The sequence below is a fragment of the Rhodomicrobium sp. Az07 genome, assembly GCF_018619475.1.
Classification (GTDB): domain Bacteria; phylum Pseudomonadota; class Alphaproteobacteria; order Rhizobiales; family Rhodomicrobiaceae; genus Rhodomicrobium.
Genome location: NZ_JAHFZG010000010.1, coordinates 1 through 23,845, shown reverse-complemented (window position 1 = coordinate 23,845; position 23,845 = coordinate 1). Strand labels below are relative to the sequence as shown.

The window sequence follows — 23,845 nt, the reverse complement described above, 5'->3', positions numbered from 1 at the left end:
TCCGGCGCGCCCGTTGCCGATGGCGCTCTATTTGCGGGGCGGCCGGGGCCGCCATTCCGCGAGCTTCGCGCGGCCGTCCGCCGACATGTCCGCCGCCGCCGATGCAATGATCCCTTGAACGACCGTCTCAAGCCTGCGACGAGCCTCCTGCGCATCCATCATAGCCTTGCGTGTGGCATCGCCGTCATAGGGTTCTGCTCGCAACGCGAGCCGCAGGGCGTCCCGCGCCTTGTGTGCGGCGACATGTGCCTCATCGACCGCGCCCGCACGTTCGCCAAGCGCAACCATGAGGCGCGTGCCGTCCTGCGCGGGAAGTCGAGCGGCCATCCTCTCGATCTGGTAGGCGGGACCGCCGCCGCCGCGAAACGCCGGTTTGAATAATAGCGCGAGCGAAAACGCGACGACGCCGAAGATGAAAAAAATGTTCAGGGCGAGAGACCAGAAAAGCAGTCCGCGCCGTGAACGGCTTTCGGCGGCGATGGTGTCTTGCGCGCTCATCAGAAGGTTCCAATCGCGGTTTCGGACTGAAAAATAACAGCCATGACGTCGGTGGCTTCCGATGCCGCCGCTATCTGTTCGTCCTGAGTGATCTTATGCGCCCAGAAAACGCCGAGTGCGATGCCGCAGGCCGCCGCAAGCGAAAGCGCGGCCGCCCTCGGCAGGATTGGGCGCGAGAAAAGCCGGTTCCGCGACATGATTTCCGCAACCTGGCGCCGCGCCGGTTTCACCAGCCTCGCACCGTCGACGGGCGCCTGAGGCGGAAGCGCCCTCGGCAGAGCGTCGATGAGGCGCGCGGCAATGGCTTCGCTCCCGGCTTCGTCTGGCGAAGCCGAGAGGCTTGCGCGAATGAGGCCGTCGAGACGCCGCGCTTCGGCGAAGGCGGCCGCCGCATCGGCGTCGTAGGCAATGAGGCGGGCGGCGGCGCTGCGATCCGCGTCGGGCCATGCGGCAACGTCGCTCCCATGGATATCGAGAAGATCCTGAAAACGGGCGCGGGTCATAGACGGGCGGATCATGGGCGGCTCCCGGACGTAAGGTCATCGGATTGCGGGCGAAGGGCGTCGCGCAGCGTTCGCTTCGCGCGCACGAGCAACGCTTCGACGCTTGAAACGCTGGCCTCCAGCACGGATGCGGCCTCGGCGTTGCTGAGGTCTTCGTAGTAGGTCAGCACGATGGCCGCGCGCTGGCGATCCGGCAGATCGGCGATCGCGCGCGCGACGGCGGCATCCGCTTCCCGCCTTTCGAGGCTCGCCTGCGCGGAAGGCGACGGGTCCGGCACCACAGCCGCGTCGTCGAGCGGGGCGAAAGTCTTCTGCCGTTGCCTATTGAGACAGAGATTGACGACCACGCGATAAAGCCACGTCTTGAAAGCGGCCTCGGCGCGCCAACGCGGGGCATTCACCCAAACGCGCAGCATCGCCTCCTGCACGATCTCCTCGGCATCGGCCGGATTCGCAAGCATGCGCCGCGACAGCGCGAGCGTTCGCGCGGCGTGGCGGGCAGCGAGGTTGCGGAAGGCGGCCTCGTCGCCCCGCGCCACGCTTAACATCAGGGCCTCGTCGGTCGCTTCGGCGGAAACGGCGGCGCGGCGGGTCTCGGGCGCGGCGTTCCGGCGCGGGCTATCCTTGGGCGGCGACACGACGAATGGCCTCGCCAGCGTTTCTTCGTACATCCATGCAACGGCCTCGATAGTCACGCTCTCCGCCTCGTCGCGCAAGGCCCGCAATGGCGCCTGCTTACCACTTTGGACACGGCAGGCGCAAAAATCCTGCGCAGGGTTTCGCGCCGCCGCCGTGTCCAAGCTTCAGGCGGCGGGCGAGTTCGCAGATCGCTCCGCCGCGACCGAAACCGATGCACCACCGAAGCGCCCGGCGCGGCAGCTTCGTTTGAAGGACACATCTCATGAATGGATTTCTCGGGCGCGTGACGACGCCGTTCACGTTCGGCCTTTTTGCGGTTTCCGCGATTTCAGGGTTGGCGCTTTTCTTTCATCTGGGCTCGAACCTCTTTCACAGCATGCATGAATGGCTCAGTCTGCTGTTGCTTGTGCCCTTCTTCATTCACGTCTGGCGAAACTGGGGCGCGATGAAAGGCTATTTCCGGCGCGGCTCGATGGTGGTTCCGCTCGTCCTCACGCTAGCGGCCGCCGCTGCGTTCGCGGTTCCGGCGGCGATGAAAGGCCAGACGGGTTCGCCGCGAGCGGCCGTCATGCTGATGACGCAGACGCCGCTCGACGCGCTCGCCCCGGTTCTGAAGACCACGCCGGATGCGCTGAAAGCGAGCCTCCTTCAGCGCGGCTACAAGGTGACATCGACCGCGGATACCCTCGCAAGCGTGGCGGCTGCGTCCGGCGCACCCGCGATCAAGCTGCTGGTGGAGGTGATTCCGCCACGGCGATAGAGCGTAGTATTTGACGGCGGGGCCGCGCGACCTTACCTTCGAAAGGTTTGGAACAAGGACGCGAAGCATGTCGAAGCGGCAAGAGTTGCGCGCGCCCGCCCTCGAATTGAGTCAGGCAAACGGGCTGCTCGAACTGAATGAGCGCTACCGGGAAATCTTCCGGAGCATCGTCGAGACCTATCTCGAAACGGGCGAGCCGGTCGGATCGCGACATCTGTCGCGCCAGCTTCCGATGACGCTGTCGCCCGCATCAGTCCGCAACGTGATGTCAGACCTCGAAGCGCAGGGGCTGATCTACGCGCCGCACGTGAGCGCGGGCCGCATCCCGACACAGACCGGCTTGCGCCTGTTCGTCGACGGGCTGCTCGAAGTCGGCAGCATCGAGGAAACGGAGCGCGAGCAACTCGAACGGCAGCTTCTGCGCGACTATCACCGCGAAAATGCCGTCACATCAGAGGTGCTGGCGGAGGCGGGCGATCTTCTCTCGGGCCTGTCGCGCTGCGCGGGCGTCGTGCTCGCCGAGAAGCAGGTAAGCCGCCTGAAGCACATCGAATTCGTGAGCCTCGACGCCAAGCGCGCGCTGCTCGTGCTGGCGGGCGACGACGGCAGCGTCGAAAACCGCGTGCTGAATTTGCCGGAGGGCCTGCCCCCGCAGGCACTCGTCGAAGCGACGAACTACCTCAACGCGAAAATTCGCGGCGTTACGCTTCCCGAGGCGCGCGAAAAGATCGAGGAGGAACTCAAGGCGAGGCAGGCCGAACTCGACGCGCTCACCGCGAAGCTCGTGCGGTCCGGTCTCGCGCAGTGGTCGGGCGGGCGCGAGGACAATCGCAGCCTGATCGTGCGCGGCCAGTCGCGCCTCCTGAACGACCTCAAGGCGGTGGAAGACCTAGAACGCATCCGGCTGCTTTTCGAAGATCTCGAATCGCAGAAGGCGCTCATCCACCTTCTCGACCTCGCGGAAAAGGCGGAAGGCGTCCGCATCTTTATCGGCTCCGAGAACAATCTGTTTTCTCTGTCGGGCTCTTCCCTGATCGTCGCTCCGTTCCAGGATCATGAGCGCAAGATCGTGGGCGTTCTCGGCGTCATCGGCCCGACACGGCTCAATTACGGCCGTATTATCCCCATGGTTGATTTTACAGCCAAGCTGGTCAGCCGCGTGCTCGCTTGATTATCCCGGCGAAACCGCCGATATAGCTTCAAAAATCGCGAATCGTAGGTCGAGGATAGCGGCTGATCCTCATCGTAACGGAAACGGCACAATACCATGAACGATACCCCGGACGGGCCCTCGGACGCGAACGGGCCGGAAAATAGCGATTCTCTCGGTCGCGACCAGAATCCGCCTGCCACCGAAGAGCAGGTGAAGGCGCTGGCGCAGATGCTGGCCGACGTGAGGGCCGAGAATACCGATCTCAAGGACAAGCATCTGCGCTTGCTCGCGGAGATGGAGAACTACCGCAGGCGCAGCGAGCGCGAGAAGGCTGAAACCGCGAAATATGCGTCCTCCGAATTCGGCAAGGATGCCATCGGCATCGCCGACAATCTGCGTCGCGCGATCGAAGCCGCGCAGAAGGAAGCGGCATCGGATCAGACCCCGGCTTTGAAGACGCTGCTGGAAGGCGTGGAGGTGACGGAGCGCGAGCTTCTCAAGGTTTTCGAGCGTCACGGCATCACGCGCTTCGAGCCGCTCGGCGAGAAATTCGATCCGCATACTTCAGAGGCGATGATCAAGGTCGACGTGCCCAACGTGCCTGCCGATGTGGTCGTGCAGGTGCTTCAGGCCGGCTACAAGATCGGGGAACGCGTCTTGCGCCCGGCGGCCGTGATCGTCGCCAAGGGCGGCAGCCCGGTCAAGCCGGTGCCGCCGCAGGACGAGCATTCGGCCGAACCCGTGAGCGCACCGTCGGCCGCGCATGCGGAACCGCATCACGATCACCACGCCGTCGAACCCGCGCACGAACACGATCCCGACGTTTTCCGCGATCCGACCGGCGCCCCCCAGCGGCGAGACCGTCACGGCGCCGACAAGCGCGCGTCCTCGGTGACGCAACCCGTCACGGAAAACAGCGGCCCGGCGGGCGTCGACGATCTGATTTCGTCCTTCGGGAAGCGGCTCGAAAACGGGAATTGAGATCGGCTCAGTCGGCGGGCGCGGCGATCAACCCGCCCCGCCCCTTCCGGCGAGCGTCAGCGCCTCGCGGAGACGACCCCCCGTGCGTTCGAGCAGCGCGCGGGCCTCGTCGAGCGCACACCCTTGCAGCAGAAGCACCGCAAGCTTGATATTGCCGCCCGTCTGCGCCAGCGCTTCACGCACCGCGCCCAAGTCCTTGCCGGTGAGATGCACGAGCATCTTTTCGCGACGCCCGACAAGCTTCGCGTTCACGGCCTGCACCTCGACCATCAGCCCTTCGTACACGCGCCCGAGGCGGATCATCACGAGCGAGGACAGCATCGCGAGCGTAATGCGCTGCGCCGTTCCCGCGTTCATGCGCGTCGACCCGGCGATGGGCTCCGACCCCGTTTCGAGGCAGATCGGACAGTCCGCTTCCAGGAGAAGCGGCGTATCGGGGTTGTTCGCGACACCCACGGTGAGCGCGCCGAGTTTCTTCGCCTCGCGCAGCGCCGATAGCGTGAACGGCGTCCTGCCGCTGGCGGCGACCGCGATCAGCACGTCATTCGCGCCGACGCCGTGCTCCACGCGGATGAGTTCGGCGGCGCGATGCGTTTCGTCCTCCGCCCCCTCCACGGCCTGCACCATGGCTTCGTCGCCGCCCGCGAGCAGCAGCACGAGGCGATCTTTCGGCCAGCTGAAGGTGGGCATCAGTTCCGCGCCGTCCTGCACCGCGAGGCGGCCCGACGTGCCCGCGCCCGCATAGACGAGGCGACCGCCGCTGGCGAGCCGTTTCTCCATCGCAAGCACGGCGCGAAGGATGTCGCGCCGCGCCGCGCGCACGGCGGCAACGGCGGCGAACTGCCCCTCGATCATCGCGTCGAGCGCGTCGAGCGGCTCCCATACATCGATGCCGGAAAAGCGTGGGGATGGCCGTTCAGTATCCATAACAACCGAAAACGCGTTCGAGTGGCGCTGGACTTTATAGTATGCAACCTTAAATAAGCGTCCGCAACAAGGGCATAAAGAGTGAACACGGAAGCGTTTTATCTCGCAGTGGACGGCGGCGGCACGAAATGCCGGGCGCGTCTCTCGAACGCGAAGGGCGAAACGCTGGGGAACGGCCGATCCGGCCCGGCGAATGTCCGTCGCGGCCTGCGCCAAGCCTTCGCTGCCGTCATGGATGCCACGGCGCAATGCTTCGAGCAGGCGGCGATTGCGCCCGATTACAGCCGCGTCGTCGCCTGTCTCGCGCTTGCGGGCGCGGGTGAGCCGGACATTCAAGGCGAACTCTCGCGATACGCGCACCCTTTCAAGGCCGCGATTTTTACCACGGATTCGCATGCGGCTTGCGTCGGTGCGCATCGTGGGGAGGATGGCGGCGTGATCATCGCCGGGACAGGCAGCATCGGGGAAGCCAGTCTGCGCGGCGTGCGCCATCGCGTCGGCGGCTGGGGGTTCCCGGTGTCCGACGAGGGCAGCGGCGCGTGGCTCGGCCTCGAAACCGTGCGGCGAACGCTATGGGCGCTCGATGGGCGGGCGGCACGGTCGCGTTTGCTCGACGAAGTGGCGAGCCGCTTCGACCATGACCCGAACGCTGTCACGCTCTGGGCAATCGAGGCCGCGCCCGCCGATTACGGCACGTTCGCACCGCTGGTCTTCCGGCATGCGGGTGAGGGAGACGCCGTCGCCCGCGAACTTGTCGCTTCGGCGGCGCGCCATGTGGAACGAATTGCCGAGGCGCTGCTTGTTCTCGGAACGCCAAGGCTGGCACTCATGGGCGGCCTCGCGGAGCCGTTAAGGCCGTGGCTGTCCGCAGAAGTAAAGGGATCGCTGGTTCGCCCGGTCGGCGACGCACTGGACGGCGGGCTGCAACTCGCTCGAAACGCGGTTTCGGGCAGGAGGATACATGAAACATCCTGACGTGCCGGACGTGCGCATGGCGCAGGAAATCCGCGAGGCGCCGCATGCGGTGAGCCGTCAGCGCGACGCCCTCGCCCGCCCCGTCGAGGAGCTTGCGGCGCGATTGAGGCGGAAGCCGCCCCGGGTAATCGTCACCTGCGCGCGCGGCAGTTCGGCCCATGCCGCCACCTTCGGCAAGCATCTGTTCGAGCGTTATCTGGGCGTGCCGGTGGCCGCCGCCGCGCCGAGCATCGCGAGTGTCTACGGCGGCGAACTGAAGCTGAAGGATCAGCTTTTCCTTGCTATCTCTCAATCCGGCAGCAGCGCCGACATCGTCGCCATGACCGAGACCGCGCAGCGTTCCGGCGCGCTGACGGTGGCAATCGTCAACGACATCGATAGCGCGCTCGCCCGCGTGAGCGACATCGTGCTTCCCATGAAGGCCGGACCCGAGCTTTCCGTCGCGGCCACGAAAACCTTCGTCACCACTCTTGCGGCGCTGGTTCGGCTCACGGCGGCCTGGAACGGGCACGCCGCGCTCGATGAGGCCGTCGCCCGCCTGCCCGAACGCCTCGCCGCCGCTTCGGATCTGGACTGGAGCGCGGCGCTTCCCGCGCTGGCTCGCGCGCCGAGCCTGGTCGCCATCGGGCGCGGGCCGACGCTTGCCATCGCCCGCGAGGCAGCGCTGAAGCTCAAGGAAACGGCGAATCTTCACGCCGAAGCCTTCAGCGGCGCGGAGTTCCTGCATGGACCGGTGGCGCTCGTCTCGCCGGAATACCCGATCCTGATGTTCAACCCGACGGACGAAGCCGCCGGAGGCATGGACCGGCTCGCCGCCGATCTGCGCGGCAAGGGCACGGCGCTTTTCGCGACCGGCTCCGAACATGACGCAAATTTAACCGCCCTGCCGCCGGATCAACCCGAGACAGATGCGGTTTGCCTTATCCAGAGCTTCTACATGATGGCCGTCCGGCTCGCTGAACGTCTCGGAACCGACGTCGACCGCCCCCGCCACCTTCGCAAAGTCACAAGCACACGATAATGCTACGCAATCGATACGCTATAGCTGCCTCCGTGATCTTTGACGGTGCGGAGGTCCATCGGGATCGCGCGGTCTTCATGCGAGGCGGGCGCATTCTCGGCATCGTGCACCGCGGTAATCTGCCCCACGGCGTGCCCGTGCGAACGCTGCCGGACGGCGCGTGGCTCGCTCCGGGCTTCATCGATACGCAGGTGAATGGCGGCGGTGACGTGCTCCTCAACGACAAGCCGGGCGCGGGGGCGATGGCCGCCATCGCGGCGGCACACCGGCAATTCGGGACCACGGGCGTCATGCCCACGCTCATCACCGACGCGCGCGAAAAGATGGTCGACGCGCTCGAAGCGGTAGACCGCGCGGCGGCGCTCAATCCGGGTGTACTTGGGCTTCACATTGAGGGGCCATTCATCTCGCCGGAGAAGCCCGGCATCCACTGCCGCGACTTCATCCGCGAGCCGACGGCGGAGGACATCGATCTCCTCACCGCGCAGCGCGAAACGGCGACGCTCGTGACGCTTGCGCCGGAGCGCGTCGGCGAGGGCGTCGTCGCGCGGCTGGCCGATGCGGGCGTTCGTGTCTCGCTCGGCCATTCAATGGCAACCTATGAGGAAACGAAGGCTGCGCTGGACGAGGGGCTGACCGGCTTCACCCACCTTTTCAACGCGATGCGCCCGCTCGGCGCCCGCGATCCCGGCCCCGTAGCCGCCGCGCTCGAAGCGCCGAACGCGTTTTTCGGCATGATCGTGGACGGCGAGCACGTCTCGCCCGCGATGCTCCGCCTGGCGCTGCGCGGCGCCGCGCATCCGATGCTCGTGACGGATGCCATGCCGCCTGTTGGGGGGAAAAACGGTAGCTTCCCGCTCAACGGGCAGGACATCGTGCTCAAGGATGGGCGCCTGACAAATGCGGCGGGGACGCTGGCGGGGTCGGCGCTCGACATGGCGTCGGCGGTGCGAAACACGGTGGACATGCTCGGCGTGCCGCTGACGGATGCGCTCCGTTTCGCGTCGACCGAACCGGCGGCGTTCCTCGGTTTTGGCGATCGGCTGGGCCGCATCGCGCCGGACTTCCGAGCCGATCTCGTGGGCTTCGATCCGCGCGACATGACGATTTACCAGACGTGGGTCGATGGCCGATCCTCAGACGTGCCGACTCCGGCCACGACCGCGTGATCTATTCCCCGATCAGGGGAAGCTCGTGCGCCAGTGCGTCGATCATGTCGCTGACGGTGGCCTCGCTCGTGTTTAGCGTGAGCGAGATGCGGAGCCGCGCGGTCTTTTCCGGCACGGTCGGCGGGCGAATGGCGCGGATGTCGTAGCCATAGCCGCGCATCGCAGCCGCGAGCGCCGTTGCGCGCGTGTCCGCCCCCACGACCACCGGCACGATTTGCGAGCCGCTGCCCTCGATCCCGCAGCGCTCCTTGATGGCGGCATTTGCGAAGGCAATAAGGTGTGCGAGCTTTTCGCGCCGTTCCGGCTCTTCCTTGCACAGGCGAAGCGCGGCGCGAACGGCGGCGGCGATCAACGGCGACGGAGCGGTGGAAAAAATGAACGGCCGCGAACAATTCACCAGATAGTTGCGGAAGGTGCGCGGCACGCAAACGAGCGCACCGGCCGAGCCGAGCGCCTTGCCGCAGGTGTGAAGCGAGACGATGTTCTCGCGGCCTTCGAGATGCGCGGCGAGGCCGCCGCCGTCCGGGCCGAACACGCCTGTTGCGTGCGCTTCGTCGATCACGAGCATGCCTTCGTGGCGCTCGGCGATGGCGGCGAGGTCGTCGAGCGGCGCTCGGTCGCCGTCCATGCTGTAAAGGCTCTCGACCGCGATCCAGGCGCGGCCCTTGCCGCCCGCTGTCCGCCAATCGCGGATACGATCCTCCACCGCGTTCGCGTCGTTATGCGCGGCCTTGACGGTCTCGGCCTTGCCCGCTCGCATGCCATCATGCGCGCTGGCGTGGATGAGCGCATCGTAAACCACAAGGTCGCCGCGCCTCGGCAACGCCGCGAAGATCGCGTAATTCGCCTGGAAGCCGTTCGAGAAGAACAGCGCGCTTTCCGCGCCGAAGAACTTCGCCGCGTCGGCTTCGAGGCTTTCGTGTTCCGAATAGTTGCCGCGAAGGAGCCGCGACCCGCCCGCGCCGATGGCGATACCGCGTTCGAGTGCGGCGAGCACGGCGTCCCTCAGTTCATGCGATTCCGCGAGGCCGAGATAGTCGTTCGACGTAAAATCGTAGCCGGACGGAAGCACGAGCTGGCGAAGGCGCCCGCGCTCCTCCAGCCGCGCCAGCGTGTCTTCATAAGGCCGCAGCATGGACCGTGTCCCGGGCGGCGCAGCTTTCGGTGCGATCCGCTTGTGTCAGTTCCATCGGCGAAAGGCCGAGCTTCGCGAACAACTGCGCGTCCGAGCCTTCTTCCGTGTTCTCTGTCGTCAGCAGCGTATCGCCCATGAAGATCGAGTTTGCTCCCGCGAAGAAGCACAGCGCCTGCGTCTCGTCGCTCATCTCCGCGCGGCCAGCCGAAAGCCGGACCATGGAGCGAGGCATCATGATGCGCGCGAGCGCCACCGTGCGAACGAAGGCGATAGGGTCCATGGGCGGCACGTTTTCGAGCGGCGTTCCCTCGACCGGCACCAGCTGATTGATCGGCACGCTCTCTGGCGGTTGCGGCAGGTTCGCCAGCGTCACCAGCATGTCGAAGCGGTCTTCCGGCTCTTCGCCCATGCCGAGAATGCCGCCGCAGCAGATCTTGATGCCCGCCGCGCGCACGCGATCCAGCGTTTCGAGCCGGTCGGCGAAGGTGCGAGTCGTGATGATTTCCTTATAGTATCGCTCGGACGTGTCGATGTTGTGGTTGTAATAGTCGAGCCCGACGGCGGCGAGCCGCTTCGCATGCGCGTCCGACAGCATGCCGAGCGTCATGCAGGTTTCCATGCCGAGCGCCTTAACACCCGTCACCATGGCGCAGATCATGTCGAGGTCGCGCTCCTTGGGACTGCGGAAGGCAGCGCCCATACAGTAGCGCGACGCACCCGCCGCTTTCGCCTTGCGCGCCTCTTCGATGACGCGCTCGACTTCCATGAGCTTCTCCGCCGAAAGCCCGGTCTTGTGATGCGCGGACTGGTTGCAATAGGCGCAATCTTCGGGGCAACCGCCGGTCTTGATCGACAGGAGGCGGCTTACCTGGACCTTGTTCGGTTCGAAATAGCGGCGATGCAGGCTGTGGGCCTGAAAGATGAGGTCATTAAACGGCTGGTCGTACAGTTTCTGCGCTTCTTCGCGCGTCCAATCGTGCCGTTCATCACTGGTGCGGGACACTTGAGGCGAACCCCCTTGTTTGAATTCCCGGCGTTTGTAGACCTCCTGACCGCCGCGCGCAACAAACGGGACGCGCGGCGCGATCAGATCAGGATGCGACCTTGAAGGGGACGGTTTCGGCGAAGCGTTGCTTCGACACGCGCTTGTCGAAAACGACGCGCTTGGCGGGAAAGCGGATGGAAACTTCGGTTCCCTCGCCCGGAGTGCTGTCGATCGTTAGCGTACCGCCGTGCAATTCGGTGAGGCGAACCGCGAGCGGAAGCCCCAGCCCCGCGCCCTCGTAGCGGCGCGACAACCCGGTCTCCACCTGCCGGAACAGTTCAAGCGCCTGCCGGATCTCATCGCCGCTCATGCCGATGCCTGTGTCGCGGATCTTGATGCAGAGACCGCCGTCCCATTCGGGCATCGCTGAAATCACGATGCGGCCGCCTTGAGCTGTGAACTTGATGGCGTTCGAAAGCAGGTTGACGAGGATCTGCTTCAGCTTGCCCTTGTCGCCGTGAATCACGACGCCGAGATTGCGGGCGGGCGCGGCGAGGAGAACGCTCCCCGCAAGCGCCTGACCTTGCACCGCCAGCAGGCTGCGGTGGATGAGCGTGTCGAGATTGATCTTGTCCTCGTGCAATTCGAGCTTGCCCGACTCGATGCGTGTCACATCCAGAATGTCATTGACGATGGTCAAGAGGTGCGTTCCCGACTGGTGGATGTCGGCGGCATAGGATGCATAGCGGTCGATGTCGGTGCCGATCATCTTGTCGCGAATGATCTCCGAGAAGCCGAGAATGGCGTTCAGCGGCGTTCTCAACTCGTGGCTCATATTCGCCAGAAACGCCGATTTCGCCTCGTTCGCCTGTTCCGCCCGCCGCTTGGCCGCGACGAGTTCCGCATTGGTCCGGCGGAGCTTCACGCGTTCGTTCGCAAGCTCTTCGCTGATGGAGAGGAGCGCGGCATGCTCCATCCGCACCTTGTCGCTTTCGCGGTCGAGGGCGCTTTCCTGGGCGACGCGCCTGTTGATCTCCCGATTGAGCATGATCGCCATGAAGAACGGAAGACACAGCGCCGCAAGCCCGAGGCCAATGAAAGTAAGCTCCTGCCGGCGCGCGGGAGCCAGAACCTCATCGCGGCCAACGCCGGAAACGATCACCAGCGGCAGATCCGGAAACTTGCGCAAGTGCTGAATGCGAACGATACCGTCCGGGGAGCCGTCGCCCACCAAAAAGCCGCTCGGCATATCCGCCAAGTTCTTGAGCGACTTGAGCGTTGCGGGACTCAGCGGGGGAACGGAGGTGTCGAGACCACCCGATTTCGTATATCGGGCCAGACGCACGCCATCGCTGCGAATGAGGTTAATGGCCGTCGTTTCACCGAGATGAAACTTGCGGTGGAGCGTGGTCAGAAGGCTGGGCGTCAGGGATGTAACCACCACACCGGCGAATTGGCCGTTCCTTTCGAGCCGAAGCGACAAGGGGATGACGGTTCTTTGGGACAGCCTGCCCTGGATGGGCGAGCCGATATAGAGGTCCGCATCGCCCCGTTTCTGAACGCGGAAGTAATCGCGGTCTGCCACGCTTGTCGCGCCCGGACCGCTAGGAACAGTCGTTGACACGACATTGCCATCGGCGTCGGTGACGGAAATATCGATCGAAGGTGCGCCGTAAGCGGGCGCCGGTCTCGCTTTCTCGATCTCGAACCGACCTTCGCTTCGTTCAAACTCGCGCTTTGTCTCCACCGCCGCATTTGCGGCGGCCTCGAAGCTCGTGCGGATCTGTTCTTCGAAACCGGCGGATATGTTGGCGGCGTCCACACGCGCGCGCCTGAGCGCATCGTGACGCTCATTGATGATAGCTTCGCCGACCAGCACGCAGATCGCTACCATGATCGCGAGGCTGAAGGCCACGATACGGCGCTTGGTTTTTTTAGCCGCAGCCCAGCGAGACGCTTCACGTGGGGTTATGGGTAGCCGGTCTTGTGGAAGTGATCGCCATATCACGAAAGAAGTCCCTAAACTTGCCATAAAATTGGGCTAAGGGTGGTAATGTTTTTCAGATGAGTGGTATAGATCATAAAAGTATCAGTCACGAACAAAAGCAACCTGAGCGCTTGCGCGAGGTAAATATAGCTTTTTGTATTTGAATTAAATACCACTAAATCTCTTATCGATGCAGGCGACGGCATCTGTTCATCTTCTCAGCTTTCGCCGCGACAATTCATTGCATGAAGCGAGCGTAACAAAAAGAGATATTATATAAACAGGCAGAAGCAGATGCGCTTAAGATTTGGTATATATTCGCTCCGGGGCGACGCTCTGCCTGCTGAGAAGTCCGGACAACGCGTTCCGGCGATCAGGTGCCGCGCGTTTTATCGAGAAGGCCGCCCTCTATTGCGACACGGATCAAATCTGCCGTGGTCCTGACATTGAGCCGCTTCAACGCCCTCGCGCGGTGGGCTTCGATGGTTTTCGTGCTGAGGCCCAGAATGCGCGCCACGCCCTTGTTGGGCTGGCCGGACGCCAGCAGTCCGACAACTTCCCGCTCTCTGGCCGAAAGCTGGTCCACGAGGGCCGCGGGTTGCGTTGCGCCAGTCTTTCGCGACGGTTCGGGGCCAATCGTTGCTCCTCCGGCTCTGATGATCTCGTCCGAAATTCGTCTCAGACGCAGACTGCCGGCGAGCTTCTTTTCAGCGTCGTCGTGGGATGGATAGCAGTAGATCGTGTAAAGTCTCAGTTCGTTGTCCCACGAGATCAACATCGACGACTTTTCGCCCGAGGCGCCTTCCTTTACGACCGTCACCGCAGGAAGCGTCAGCTTGGCCGACGTCCGCTTCTGAAGCGCGCCGATCTTGTAGCCCAGCCCCCTGAACGGCGGGAAGGTGCCGCAAATGGAGCTTCCTGCCGGAAGAACGCCCGCAAGCTTTCCGATGGAGAAAGTCACCACCTGTCCCGCATCGGCAAAGGCCAGCCCGAAACCGCTCTGTTCGAACATGGCCAACGCTACCGAATCCGCATCGGTTTCCCTCATAGGGCGAGCCCTCTCGCAATGCAGTGCCGCGCGACCTCCGCGAAAGCGTCAAGCACCAGATATCCCGTTTTTGCGCTGGTCCAGACGAAGTCGACGCCGATGGCCGCGGGCATGAGAGTGCTGGCGGGGCTCGTAAGAAGGTCGGCCTTGTTCATGACGATCTTCGCAGGGCGCCCCGGAAACTCGCGCTCGAACCCGCTCCACAGATCGACCGCAGCCTTCTGGGTCAGCGGGCGCGACACATCGGAGACGATGAGCGCCCCGGTAGCGCCTTCCGAGTATATATGGCGGTAGATATCTTGCGAATAGTCGCCGTCTATGTCCCAGATAAGAAGATTTACATCGACGAGCAGGCCGGAGACGGTCGCCTTGAGTGTGAAGTCGAAAATGTCGACACCGATCGTCGCCTTGTAGCTTGAATCGAAGGTGCCGAACACGAGGCGCCTGGCGAGCGACGTTTTTCCAACTCCGACTTCGCCCAGCAGCAACAGCTTTATCGCCTGATTCTTCATGAGGCATACTCGCGATTAATGTGTCGATTGCACGCACGACTTGGCGCGCCCTCAGGTGGAACCCTTACTGAACCCTTCATACGATCGTTCGAAACTGAGCCGTCGCTTATCATATTCTGTTGTTTTTCTAGGAGATTCCACAAGTCTTCCCTTGCCGCCCCTCATATGACATCTAGGGAATTATCCTTAGTCGACTTGGTGATGACGACATGCTCTTTAGGGAGTTCCTTTTGGGGAGCCCAGTCATGCGCAATAATACGCCGAGCTGCGTCGTGCTAGAAGAATATTTAAGCGAAGATGAATATGCACGAAAATCTGCGGTGAACCTGGCCCGGCTGCTTTCATTTGCTATGGCAGATTTCGAGGAGCTCGGCATGTCCCATTGGAACGACAGGATCGAGGAGTGCATCAGCGCTTTGATGCTTAGGTATCAGCTTGGTTCCGAGGAGCTGTTCCGCGACGGGCGCGAGTCGCTCCAATAGCGACAGCCGCCGCGGCCTCCCCCTGCGACCGCACGCCGCTTGCCCGCATGATAAGGTAAACAAACGATTTTTTTCGACCCACGATTTTATGTGATATTGAGGCACATTGCTTGGATACGGGGCAGGTGGGTGACATGCTTTCCGATACGACCGAGGCCGCCGAAGACGGGTCGACGCCCGAAATTGTTATCATCAAGGAAATTATACTCCGCGACCTCCGCCACGCCCATGAAGCGCGAATGGCGGGGATCGAAGAGCGCCTTTCCCTGTTCGAGCAGGAGTGCCGCGCGCGGTTCGAAGCTATAGAAAAGCGGATCGACAGCCTCGCGGCGGCCTCCGAACACTCGCAGAAAGAAGCCCTTTCCGACCTCAGCAAGGCAATCGGCGACATCGCCGGGCGCTTGCGGTTTGAGCGGGGAGCGGCGGGCGATGTCGGCTAAGAACGAATACCTCGCGCTGAAGGACGTTCTCTTCGGGCGGGAAAGCGCTGTGCTCGAAGATGTGCGCGCACTTGTCGCGGCGCACGACCAGAGCATCGGCTCGCCCGAGCAGCTTCGCGAAACCGTTGCCGACGTTCTCGCGGGCGCAATGCGGTCTGCCGGGATCAAGGATCGATCGGGCTTGGCCACGTCCATGGCTCCGGTGATCATCGACGGCATCCGCAGCGAAATCCGCAACTCGCGCAACGAGATCGTCGATGCGCTCTATCCCATCCTCGGGCGGCTGACATCTGCCTATGTGATGAGCGCTTTCCGCGATTTCATGGAGCAAACCAATCAGCGCCTCGAAGGCGGGCTATCTGGCCGGTTCATCTGGCTGCGGCTGTATTGCCTTCTGACCGGCAAGTCTTATGCGAAAGCGTTGCTACGCCGTCGGTCGGCGTTTCGCGTGCAGGAAATCCTGCTGATCGACGCCGAAACCGGCGCGCTTGTCGATTCATGGCGTGCGCCCGATCTGGCGCCGGGGCAGCCTATCGCGGACGACGGGCCGCGCGTGACCGGCATGCTCGCCGCCGTGAACAAGTTCGCGTCGGAGGCCCTCAAGGCGAAGCGTCAGTCTTTGAAGTCCATCGACCTCGGCGAGGAGCAGCTTTATCTGCGCATGACGGCCAAGATGCTGTTCGTGCTCAGATGCGAGGGCTATGCCAGGGCTTCATTGCTGGATGTTCTGGACAAGACCATCGTCGATGTCCTTGAGGCACACGAGCCGCGCCTCAATTCGCCCGACCGACACACCGCTGCGCAAGCCGCCCGCGAAACGCTGGCCGCGCTCGCGGAGAAGGTGCAGGAGACCCTGAGCCAAAGGCGGCGCAGGCCGGTGTTCGCCATCGTGCTTTACAGCGCGCTCATCGTCGCGATCCTCGCCTTTGCGGGGCTTCGATATTGGCAAAGCGAGCGACGGGAAGCGATCCGCGAGGCGGCGGCAAGCGTCGCGAACGCCTATCCGGGTGTGGCGGGCTTCCCTGTCGAGGTGCGCTTCGACGGGGACGGGAAATCCCTCGTTCTGTCCGGCCTCGTGCCTAGCTATCCTGTCAAGGCGGGGATCGAAAATCAGGTGTCTGCCCGCGTTAAGGAACTGCCGGTCGTCAGTCGTCTTCTCGTTCTTCCGGACGCGCGCAAGGTCGACGACCTGCAAAACGCGGTTTCGGCCATCATGGACAAATTGGCCGCTATCGAGGCGCGGATCGAGACCGGAAATGCGGGCGTTGCCGATCTGAAGGCAGGTGTCGCGGCGCAGGGCGCGTCGTTGCGGGCCGTCAGCGCACTGGTTTTCTCGCCGCAGCAGCGCTTCACGGAGTGGGCACGCCGGAACGTCATCTTCTTCGGAGAAGGTGCGAAATTCCGCAATCCCGAGCTGGCTGCCACGAAGATCGCTGAACTGGCCGCGATCATGGCCGACTCGGACATTCGCCTCCTTGTCATCGGTTTCACCGACTCGCTCGGCGACCGCGAACGCAACCAGAAACTTGGCATGGAGCGCGCGAAAGCCGTCGTTGGCGAGTTGGTCAAACTCGGCATAGCCGAGGATCGCCTCGCCACGGTCAGCCGCAGAACGGAAACGGTCGTGACGAGCGAGACAGGCGCCACGAGCAACAACCGGCGAGTGGAATTTCATCTCGCCTTCGAGCGCGAATGAGAAGGCGACCGTCTTTCGGCTTGTGCCGATCCGGGCTAGCGCCGCCTGTCGAAATCGAGATAGCCCGCGCAGGTGTTCTTGACGCGGATGTCGGCACCGACGAAGCGGCAGATCTGGGCCTTGAGGTTCGGATTGTTGCGGATCGCCGCGCCGCTGACCCGCGCGCCGTAGGCTTGCGCGACCTTGGCGAGGTTCTCGTCTTCGCACCATGGCGTCACGGCGAGCTGGCCTGCGATCACCTGCGAGTCGTCGACGCATCTTATCTTTGCTGACGCAGGGGCCGCCATCAACATAGCCGCCGCAAGCGCCAGGCCCGCGCCACCACGAAGCCGGTTCATCCACGCCCCCTCTCTATCAAAGGTCAAGATCGAACGCGGGGTAGCCGCGCCGTGTTACCCGCGCCTCGCCGAAAATCGACCCTATTCGTGACGAAGCGCTTCGATGGGATCGAGCCGCGCCGCCTTCCGCGCCGGAAAATAGCCGAAAATCACCCCGACCGCAGCCGAAAAGCCGAATGCCAACGCGATCACCGAGAGGTCGAGCGACATCGGCACCTGGATCGCGCTCGCGAGCAGCCACGACAGGCCGAGGCCGAGCGCGACCCCGATCAGCCCGCCGAACAGCGACAACACCACCGCCTCGATAAGAAATTGCGTGAGCACCTGCCCCGCGAGCGCTCCGATGGCGAGCCGCGTGCCGATCTCGCGCGTGCGCTCCGTCACCGACACGAGCATGATGTTCATGATGCCGATACCGCCGACGAGAAGGCTGATCGCGGCAACGGCGGAGAGAAGCCCCGTCAACACCTTGTAGGTGCCCGTGAGCGTCGCTGTGATCTCCTTCATGTCGCGCACGAAGAAATCGTCCTGATCGCCAGCCCCGATGCGGCGACGCTCGCGCATGAGCAACTCGACGGCTTTCAGTGTTTTCCCGGTCGAGTGCTGCGTGTCGACGCCGATAAAGATATAGCCGACATCGGTATTGCCCGCGATGCGTCGGTGGAACGTCCGAAGCGGGATCACGACGAGGTCGTCCTGATCCTGACCGAAGGCGGATTCGCCTTTCTCGGCGAGAACGCCCACGATTTCGCAGCTCAACTTGCCGACGCGCATCGACTGGCCGATGATGTCGCCGCCGCCGAACACCTCGCGCTGGATGGTCTTTCCGGCGAGGCAGACGGAACGGCCCGCGCGAAGCTCGCCGTCGTTGAAGGCGCGGCCCTCGGCGACGGGCCAATCGCGCGCCGTGAGGTAGGTCGTCTCCGCGCCGGTGACGTTCGTGCTCCAGTTCTTCCCGGCGGCGATGGCGGTCGCGGCGCGCGTGGCTGCGGGCGCGACGGCGCGGGTGCCGGGAATCTCGCGGCGGATGGCGTCCGCGTCAGCGACGTCGAGTTGACGCGCCACATCCTGCACGCCGCCCGGCCCGACTGCCTGACCGGGGCGCAGCACCAAGAGGTTCGTGCCGAGCTTGGCGATATCCTGCGTGATCTTGTGCGTGGAGCCCTGCCCGAGCGTCACCATGGTAATGACAGCGGCGACGCCGATCACCACGCCGAGCGTCGTCAGAAACGAGCGCATCAGATTGCGCCGGATCGCTTGCAAAGCGAGCTTGATGGTTTCCCAGATCACCGCGCGCTCGCCCTTTCATCGATGCGGCTCACGCGGCCGTCCTCGACATGCAACACCCGCGTTGCGTAAACAGCCATCTCCGGCTCATGCGTGACGAGGATGACGGTCAGGCCGGCATCGCGGTTGAGCGCGGTCAGGAGGTCCATGATTTCGCGGCTGCGCGCACTGTCGAGATTCCCGGTGGGTTCGTCGGCAAGCAGCACGGATGGATCCGATACCAGCGCGCGGGCGATGGCGACGCGCTGCTGCTGCCCGCCGGAAAGCTCGGCGGGTGTGTGCTTCTCCCGCCCCGAAAGCCCGACGAGCGCGAGCGATGCCCGCGCGCGGTCGCGCCGCTCGGAACGGCCCATACCGCGATAGATGAGCGGCATCTCGACATTTTCGATGGCGCTTGTGCGCGGCAGGAGATTGAAGCCCTGGAACACGAAACCGAGATAGTGGCGGCGAAGCAGCGCGCGCTGCACGCGGTCGAGCGAGCCGACGTCCAGTCCCATGAACAGATACTCGCCGCTCGTCGGCGTATCGAGGCAGGCGAGGATGTTCATCGCGGTGGATTTGCCGGAGCCGGACGGTCCCATGATCGCCACGAATTCGCCCCGCCCGATAGAGAGGTCCATGCGGTCGAGCGCGCGCACCATCGCCTCGCCGCTGCCGTAGATCTTCGACACCTGCCTGAACTCGGCCAGCGTTTCCACCGTACCCTCTTCTGCGGCCCCGAGCGTCGCAGGCCGCAACGACCGCGCCGCCGATAGGGATAGAACAAGCTCGCCGGGCATGCGGTCCGTCTCCGTCGAGGGTTGTTCTACAGCCTCGTGCCGCTAATCAGACGCGGCGCGAGGCTGCAGGTTTCTGTTGTCGATCAGCTTTTCTGCGTCAAATCGAGTCCGATTAAACGCAGGCTGTTCTAGTTCGGGCCGTCTGCGAGATCGGTGATGACGGGCGTTCCCGCTTCAAGCCCCGCCTTGACTTGTGTGACGGCCTTGTCGCTCGGCCCGACCCTGATCCGAAGCGCCACCGGCTTGCCGTCCTCCAGCACGTAGACGCGGCGCTCGTTTGTCGTCGTATCGGCGACGGGTGTCGTCGACTGCATGCGCGGCATCTTGAAAAGCGAGAACCCGCCGCCGCGTTTCTTCGCCGGCGGTGGAGGGGGCGCGAAGCGCAGCGCCGCGTTCGGGATCAGCAGCGCGTCTTGTGCTTCTTCCACGACGATATCCGCCGTGGCCGTCATGCCGGGCCTCAGCACGAAGTCCGGATTGTCCGCGCGCAGGATGGCCTTGTACGTGACGACGTGGTTTGTCGTGTCGGACGCGAAACGCACCTGTTCGATGCGCGCCGGGAAGCGCCGCCCCGGATAGGCTTCCACCGTGAAAGTTGCCTTCTGCCCGACGCGCACCTTGCCCACATCGGCCTCGTCCACATCGACGCGCAATTCCACGCGCTTCAGATTTTCGGCGATGACGAACAGAATGGGCGGCTGGAAGCTCGCGGCCACGGTCTGCCCCGGCTCGACGCTGCGCTTCAGCACCACGCCATCGACCGGCGAATAAAGCTTCGTCTTGGAAAGCGCGGTTTCGTTCTGCTTCAACTCGGCTTCCGCGACGCGCACATCTGCCTTCGCGCTGTCGACTGTCGCGGCGGCGCGGCCGAGATCGGCGCGGGCGAAGTCGAGATTGGTGTCGGAGGTAAAGCGCGACGCGTTGAGCGCCTTCTGCCGGTCGAAATGCTTGGACCGTTCAAGCGCGGTCGCCTCGGCCTGAACCACGCGCGCTTTCGCGGCGGCGAGCGCCGCCTTGCTGCGCTCGACCATCGCATTCAGCGTGACGGTGTCGAGTTCCGCCACAACCTGCCCGGCCTTTACCGTGTCGTTATGATCGACGAGCACCTTGCGGATAATGCCCGAAAGCTCGCTCGAAACCTCCACCTGATTGGTCGGGTAGACGGTGCCCGTCGCGGTGACGGTCACGGTGAGATCGCCCTTCAAGGCCGGTTCGGTGACGTAAACGGGTCCGCTCGTTCCGCTCCCGTGAAAATAGGCGTAATAACCGCCGCCCAAGGCGATGGCCGCCAGCAAGAACCAGAGCCACCGGAAAGAACGCCGCTTTCTCCTGACGCCAAGAACGGCGCGGATGTCGCCGGCTTCCGGCTGTCTTTCGATTACGTTCATGGCCGTGCCCAAGCTTACGCGAAACCAATACCCGACAAAGCGAGGGTATACGCCTCAGAGCCTAACCCTTTTCCATAGTATCACCTGTGAAGGCGGAATGAATAATTTTAAGCGCCCTGCCCGTTACGTTCACGCTGTTGTGCGATCGTGGACGGTGTACTGTCGCCGTATATCCAATCTTCGAAGTGCCGGGGAATTTGTAGCGGATGCGCCGCGCACGCCTCCCGCATCTGGGCGCGGTTCTCCGCTTCTCGCGGGCGGTTGACGGCGATGCTCGGGACGGTGAGGCGCCCGCGAAAATGCGCAACAACATCGTATGCGCGAATCGTTATTCGCGATTTCGAATATATGCAGCGATTTCCGGAAGATAGTGCGGGGCCACAAGCATAACCGTGGCCTTTGGTTGCGTTCGCGGAAGCAAAGAGTGCAACCAGGACGATTAATTCCAAGAGTAAACGCAATCACAGATAGGTATTCTGTTGCCCCCCAGTTACAGCGCTGGTCGAACTGCATGCCGATTTATTGTCGACCAGATACAGGCAAAAGAATCGGTGCTAGCTCTGAAGCGTCGGGCGATTCAGAAACATGGGAAAACCTCTCCAGGATTTCCCGCCGCGTAGGCGTTGAATCGAGTTCTATTTGGGCACTATCAGGGGACTATCTATGAAAAAGACTATTCTTGCGGCCGCTTCCGTTGCGGCGCTGATCGGTGTGAGCGGTTCCGCGCTTGCGGCTGATATGTATTCGAAGGGCGGCTACAAGGACGCGCCGGTGATGGTTCCGGAACCCACCTGGACCGGCTTCTATCTCGGCCTTGGCCTCGGCGCGGCTGCCGTGAACCACGACATTGATTACAGCGAAGTTTGGGCGCGCGACAACAAAAATGTCTCGACTCGAAGCGGAGGAGGGCGCGGCGGCAATCATCGGCAGCCGGAAGACTTATCTGCTGGGCTCGACGGCATCAGCGGCACGGGTGCGTTCGGCACGGTCGAAGTCGGCTACGATCGCCAGTTCGGCAGCGTCGTCGCGGGCGTATTCTTCAACTACGACTTTGCCGACGTGGGTACGGACGCTCACCTGAATGGCGACAAGGCCACACTCGACCTCGAAGACTCCTGGACGGTCGGCGGCCGCATTGGCTATCTCGTCAACGCCAGCACGCTCGCCTATGTTCTCGGCGGCTATACGGAAGCCAACTTCGAAGCGAAGGCTGGCGAGTTCAAGTGGGACGACACGCTGAACGGCTGGACTGTCGGCGGCGGTCTCGAGACCAAGCTTGGTGGCAACTGGTTCCTGAAGGCTGAATATCGCTACACGGAATTTGATGGGTTGACTTTCAAGGGCGGCGACGAGAGGGGCTGCTACGTCTCTGCCCAGAAGCTCGACGTCGACACCTCGGTCCAGACGGCTCGCGTTGTCCTCTCCTACAAGGCCGACCTGTTCGGTGGTTCCGTCGACCCGCTGAAGTAGTAGCCCACTCAGCACACTGACCGTCCCCCATCTGGTCAGCGAGGCGCTCCCGCGAAAGCCGGAGCGCTTTGGCTTTTCTGGGGGACGGTTTGCCGTGCCTCCCGCCCTCGGGCAAAAGGCGGCATCCCCCAAAGCGTTGCGACAAAATTCATCGCTCCTTGCGAATTGAAGCGTACCCTTGGCCGCACTACCTGAAGCAAGCTTCTGAAGCCGATGAAGGGGGAAGCCGATGTCTAACCGTTCGATATTCCGGCTGGCGCCCGCAGCGGCGCTGATCGCCGTCGCGCTCGTGCTGTCGGGCTGCGGCGTCAACACCATTCCGAGCTACGAGCAGCAGGCGAAGGCCGCGTGGTCCGAGGTGCAGAACCAGTACAAGCGCCGCGCCGATCTGATCCCGAACCTCGTCGAGACCGTCAAGGGCTTCGCCGCGCAGGAAAAATCCGTGCTGGAAGGCGTTGTCGAGGCGCGCGCCAAGGCCACGCAGGCGCAGATCAACCTGCCGCCGGACGCGCTCACGAACCCTGAGGCGCTGAAGAATTTCCAGGCCGCGCAGGCGCAGCTTACGGGCGCGCTCGGGCGGTTGCTTGCCGTGGTCGAGAATTACCCGGATCTCAAGTCGAACCAGAACTTCCTCGCGTTGCAAAACCAGATCGAGGGGACGGAGAACCGCATCGCCATCGCGCGGCGCGATTACATTCAGGCCGTCCGGCAATATAACACCGAGCTGAACACCTTCCCCGGCCGCATCTGGAAGGCCGTGCTCTATTCCAACGCGAAGGACATGGCGACGTTCGAGGTGCCCGTCGAAGAGACGCAAACGCCGAAGGTGGATTTCGGAACGAACAAGCCGAAGCAGTAGCGAGCCAGCATGAGCATCGCGCGGCGGGGTGAACATGGCGTCCCGGAGCGGCCACGCGCCGTTGCCGGGATGGCGCTTTTCGCGGGGCTGGCGCGGCTAGCGGCGGCGCTCGTCCTGCTGGCGCTCATCGCCGCCGCGCTCGGATCCGCCCGCGCCGCGCCGACCTTCCCGCCGCTCACCGGTCGCGTGGTCGATAACGCGAAGCTGCTCAGGCCCGCCGACAAGGCCGCGCTCGACGCCGAACTCGCCGCGCTTGAGGCGAAATCGAGCGATCAGCTTGTCGTCTTCACCACGCCGTCGCTGCAAGGCTACGCAATCGAGGATTACGGCTATCAGCTCGGCCGCGCGTGGGGCATCGGCCAGAAGGGCACGAACAACGGCGTGCTGCTCATCGTCGCGCCGAACGAGCGCAAGGTGCGCATCGAGGTCGGGCGCGGGCTCGAACCGCAATTGACCGACCTGCTTTCCGGGCAGATCATCCGCAACACGATCCTGCCGCGCTTCAAGCGAGGCGACTTCGCGGGCGGCATCAAGGCGGGCGTGACCGACATCCGCGACGTAATGCTGGGCGACGCCGAGGCCGTGAAGGAGCGGGTGGCCAAGCGCCCGGCCGAGCGCCGCGACGCCGACGAGACGGAAGCGCTCATCGCGTTTTTCATCCTCGTCGCGATCTTCATATTCATCGCGTGGGCGCAATCGCAGCAGGGGAACCGGCCGCTTTCGACGTCCGGCCCGTTCAACCGCCGCAGCGGCTATGGCGGCCCGATCGTCTTCCCCGGCGACTGGGGCGGCGGGCGGCGCGGCGGCGGCGGT

25 protein-coding genes are annotated in these 23,845 nt (G+C 63.8%); 12 read left to right on the top strand and 13 right to left on the bottom strand.

Annotated elements, in window-relative coordinates:
• Positions 1–27: 27 nt before the first annotated feature.
• Genes KKP04_RS08950 through KKP04_RS08940 form a run of 3 tightly spaced genes read right to left on the bottom strand, consistent with a single transcriptional unit; the run spans position 28 to position 1,696 of the window.
• Positions 28–498, bottom strand: a complete 471-nt coding sequence (locus tag KKP04_RS08950; RefSeq protein WP_215029658.1) for a periplasmic heavy metal sensor — start codon at positions 496–498, stop codon at positions 28–30.
• Entirely contained in the window at positions 498–1,016 is a 519-nt protein-coding gene (locus KKP04_RS08945; RefSeq protein WP_215029655.1) for a hypothetical protein, read from the bottom strand. The genes KKP04_RS08950 and KKP04_RS08945 overlap by 1 nt, the downstream gene beginning before the upstream one ends.
• Entirely contained in the window at positions 1,013–1,696 is a 684-nt protein-coding gene (locus KKP04_RS08940) for an RNA polymerase sigma factor (protein ID WP_215029652.1), read from the bottom strand. The genes KKP04_RS08945 and KKP04_RS08940 overlap by 4 nt, the downstream gene beginning before the upstream one ends.
• A 206-nt stretch (positions 1,697–1,902) precedes the next feature.
• Here KKP04_RS08940 and KKP04_RS08935 point away from each other — a divergent pair, with 206 nt between their 5' ends.
• The 3 genes from KKP04_RS08935 to grpE all read left to right on the top strand — a co-directional run bounded on the left by KKP04_RS08935 (position 1,903) and on the right by grpE (position 4,534).
• On the top strand, positions 1,903–2,400 hold the full coding sequence (locus KKP04_RS08935) for a DUF4405 domain-containing protein (protein WP_215029649.1): 498 nt from the start codon (positions 1,903–1,905) through the stop codon (positions 2,398–2,400).
• 67 nt (positions 2,401–2,467) lie between these two features.
• Positions 2,468–3,571: a heat-inducible transcriptional repressor HrcA gene (hrcA, locus tag KKP04_RS08930; protein WP_215029646.1), complete on the top strand. Its 1,104-nt coding sequence runs from the start codon at positions 2,468–2,470 to the stop codon at positions 3,569–3,571.
• 96 nt (positions 3,572–3,667) lie between these two features.
• The gene (grpE, locus tag KKP04_RS08925) at positions 3,668–4,534 is read left to right on the top strand and encodes a nucleotide exchange factor GrpE (protein ID WP_215029643.1); all 867 of its coding nucleotides are present in this window, start codon (positions 3,668–3,670) and stop codon (positions 4,532–4,534) included.
• 27 nt (positions 4,535–4,561) lie between these two features.
• Here grpE and KKP04_RS08920 read toward each other — a convergent pair whose 3' ends face one another.
• Complete coding sequence (locus KKP04_RS08920) at positions 4,562–5,461, bottom strand: N-acetylmuramic acid 6-phosphate etherase (RefSeq protein ID WP_215029640.1); 900 nt, start codon at positions 5,459–5,461, stop codon at positions 4,562–4,564.
• Positions 5,462–5,542: 81 nt separating this feature from the next.
• Here KKP04_RS08920 and KKP04_RS08915 point away from each other — a divergent pair, with 81 nt between their 5' ends.
• The 3 genes from KKP04_RS08915 to nagA are packed head-to-tail and all read left to right on the top strand — an operon-like array spanning position 5,543 to position 8,626.
• On the top strand, positions 5,543–6,436 hold the full coding sequence (locus KKP04_RS08915; protein WP_215029637.1) for a BadF/BadG/BcrA/BcrD ATPase family protein: 894 nt from the start codon (positions 5,543–5,545) through the stop codon (positions 6,434–6,436).
• Positions 6,423–7,457 (top strand): SIS domain-containing protein, encoded by a 1,035-nt coding sequence (locus tag KKP04_RS08910; protein ID WP_215029634.1) that lies wholly within the window; start codon positions 6,423–6,425, stop codon positions 7,455–7,457. Before KKP04_RS08915 ends, KKP04_RS08910 begins: the two co-directional genes overlap by 14 nt.
• On the top strand, positions 7,457–8,626 hold the full coding sequence (gene nagA, locus KKP04_RS08905; RefSeq protein WP_215029631.1) for an N-acetylglucosamine-6-phosphate deacetylase: 1,170 nt from the start codon (positions 7,457–7,459) through the stop codon (positions 8,624–8,626). Before KKP04_RS08910 ends, nagA begins: the two co-directional genes overlap by 1 nt.
• A gap of 1 nt (position 8,627) precedes the next feature.
• Here nagA and KKP04_RS08900 read toward each other — a convergent pair whose 3' ends face one another.
• From KKP04_RS08900 to KKP04_RS08880, 5 genes are all read right to left on the bottom strand, one after another.
• Positions 8,628–9,761 carry an 8-amino-7-oxononanoate synthase gene (locus KKP04_RS08900; RefSeq protein WP_215029626.1) on the bottom strand — a complete coding sequence of 378 codons (1,134 nt, stop codon included), beginning with the start codon at positions 9,759–9,761 and terminating at the stop codon, positions 8,628–8,630.
• Positions 9,745–10,764, bottom strand: coding sequence for a biotin synthase BioB (bioB, locus tag KKP04_RS08895; protein ID WP_215029623.1), 1,020 nt, complete (start codon positions 10,762–10,764; stop codon positions 9,745–9,747). Before bioB ends, KKP04_RS08900 begins: the two co-directional genes overlap by 17 nt.
• 88 nt (positions 10,765–10,852) lie before the next feature.
• Positions 10,853–12,661 carry an ATP-binding protein gene (locus tag KKP04_RS15920; RefSeq protein WP_215029620.1) on the bottom strand — a complete coding sequence of 603 codons (1,809 nt, stop codon included), beginning with the start codon at positions 12,659–12,661 and terminating at the stop codon, positions 10,853–10,855.
• A 445-nt stretch (positions 12,662–13,106) separates the two neighbouring features.
• Complete coding sequence (locus KKP04_RS08885) at positions 13,107–13,745, bottom strand: response regulator transcription factor (protein WP_215029617.1); 639 nt, start codon at positions 13,743–13,745, stop codon at positions 13,107–13,109.
• A gap of 32 nt (positions 13,746–13,777) precedes the next feature.
• Entirely contained in the window at positions 13,778–14,293 is a 516-nt protein-coding gene (locus tag KKP04_RS08880; protein ID WP_215029614.1) for a Rab family GTPase, read from the bottom strand.
• A 245-nt stretch (positions 14,294–14,538) separates the two neighbouring features.
• Here KKP04_RS08880 and KKP04_RS08875 point away from each other — a divergent pair, with 245 nt between their 5' ends.
• The 3 genes from KKP04_RS08875 to KKP04_RS08865 all read left to right on the top strand — a co-directional run bounded on the left by KKP04_RS08875 (position 14,539) and on the right by KKP04_RS08865 (position 16,911).
• Complete coding sequence (locus tag KKP04_RS08875) at positions 14,539–14,775, top strand: hypothetical protein (RefSeq protein WP_215029611.1); 237 nt, start codon at positions 14,539–14,541, stop codon at positions 14,773–14,775.
• Positions 14,776–14,909: 134 nt separating this feature from the next.
• Positions 14,910–15,215 carry a hypothetical protein gene (locus tag KKP04_RS08870; protein ID WP_215029608.1) on the top strand — a complete coding sequence of 102 codons (306 nt, stop codon included), beginning with the start codon at positions 14,910–14,912 and terminating at the stop codon, positions 15,213–15,215.
• Entirely contained in the window at positions 15,205–16,911 is a 1,707-nt protein-coding gene (locus KKP04_RS08865; protein ID WP_215029605.1) for an OmpA family protein, read from the top strand. The genes KKP04_RS08870 and KKP04_RS08865 overlap by 11 nt, the downstream gene beginning before the upstream one ends.
• A 35-nt stretch (positions 16,912–16,946) precedes the next feature.
• Here KKP04_RS08865 and KKP04_RS08860 read toward each other — a convergent pair whose 3' ends face one another.
• The 4 genes from KKP04_RS08860 to KKP04_RS08845 form a co-directional block, all read right to left on the bottom strand.
• Positions 16,947–17,249: a hypothetical protein gene (locus KKP04_RS08860; RefSeq protein ID WP_215029602.1), complete on the bottom strand. Its 303-nt coding sequence runs from the start codon at positions 17,247–17,249 to the stop codon at positions 16,947–16,949.
• Between the two features lie 81 nt (positions 17,250–17,330).
• Positions 17,331–18,539 (bottom strand): ABC transporter permease, encoded by a 1,209-nt coding sequence (locus tag KKP04_RS08855; protein WP_215029599.1) that lies wholly within the window; start codon positions 18,537–18,539, stop codon positions 17,331–17,333.
• Positions 18,536–19,315 carry an ABC transporter ATP-binding protein gene (locus KKP04_RS08850; protein WP_251133995.1) on the bottom strand — a complete coding sequence of 260 codons (780 nt, stop codon included), beginning with the start codon at positions 19,313–19,315 and terminating at the stop codon, positions 18,536–18,538. The genes KKP04_RS08855 and KKP04_RS08850 overlap by 4 nt, the downstream gene beginning before the upstream one ends.
• 128 nt (positions 19,316–19,443) lie before the next feature.
• Positions 19,444–20,703, bottom strand: a complete 1,260-nt coding sequence (locus KKP04_RS08845) for an efflux RND transporter periplasmic adaptor subunit (RefSeq protein ID WP_215029596.1) — start codon at positions 20,701–20,703, stop codon at positions 19,444–19,446.
• Between the two features lie 663 nt (positions 20,704–21,366).
• On the opposite strand from KKP04_RS08845, the gene KKP04_RS08840 reads away from it, so the two are divergent.
• The 3 genes from KKP04_RS08840 to KKP04_RS08830 all read left to right on the top strand — a co-directional run.
• Positions 21,367–22,173, top strand: a complete 807-nt coding sequence (locus tag KKP04_RS08840) for an outer membrane protein (RefSeq protein WP_215029593.1) — start codon at positions 21,367–21,369, stop codon at positions 22,171–22,173.
• 229 nt (positions 22,174–22,402) lie between these two features.
• On the top strand, positions 22,403–23,032 hold the full coding sequence (locus tag KKP04_RS08835) for a LemA family protein (protein ID WP_215029590.1): 630 nt from the start codon (positions 22,403–22,405) through the stop codon (positions 23,030–23,032).
• A 9-nt stretch (positions 23,033–23,041) separates the two neighbouring features.
• Positions 23,042–23,845: YgcG family protein (locus KKP04_RS08830; RefSeq protein WP_215029587.1), on the top strand; the 804-nt coding region annotated here is incomplete at its 3' end.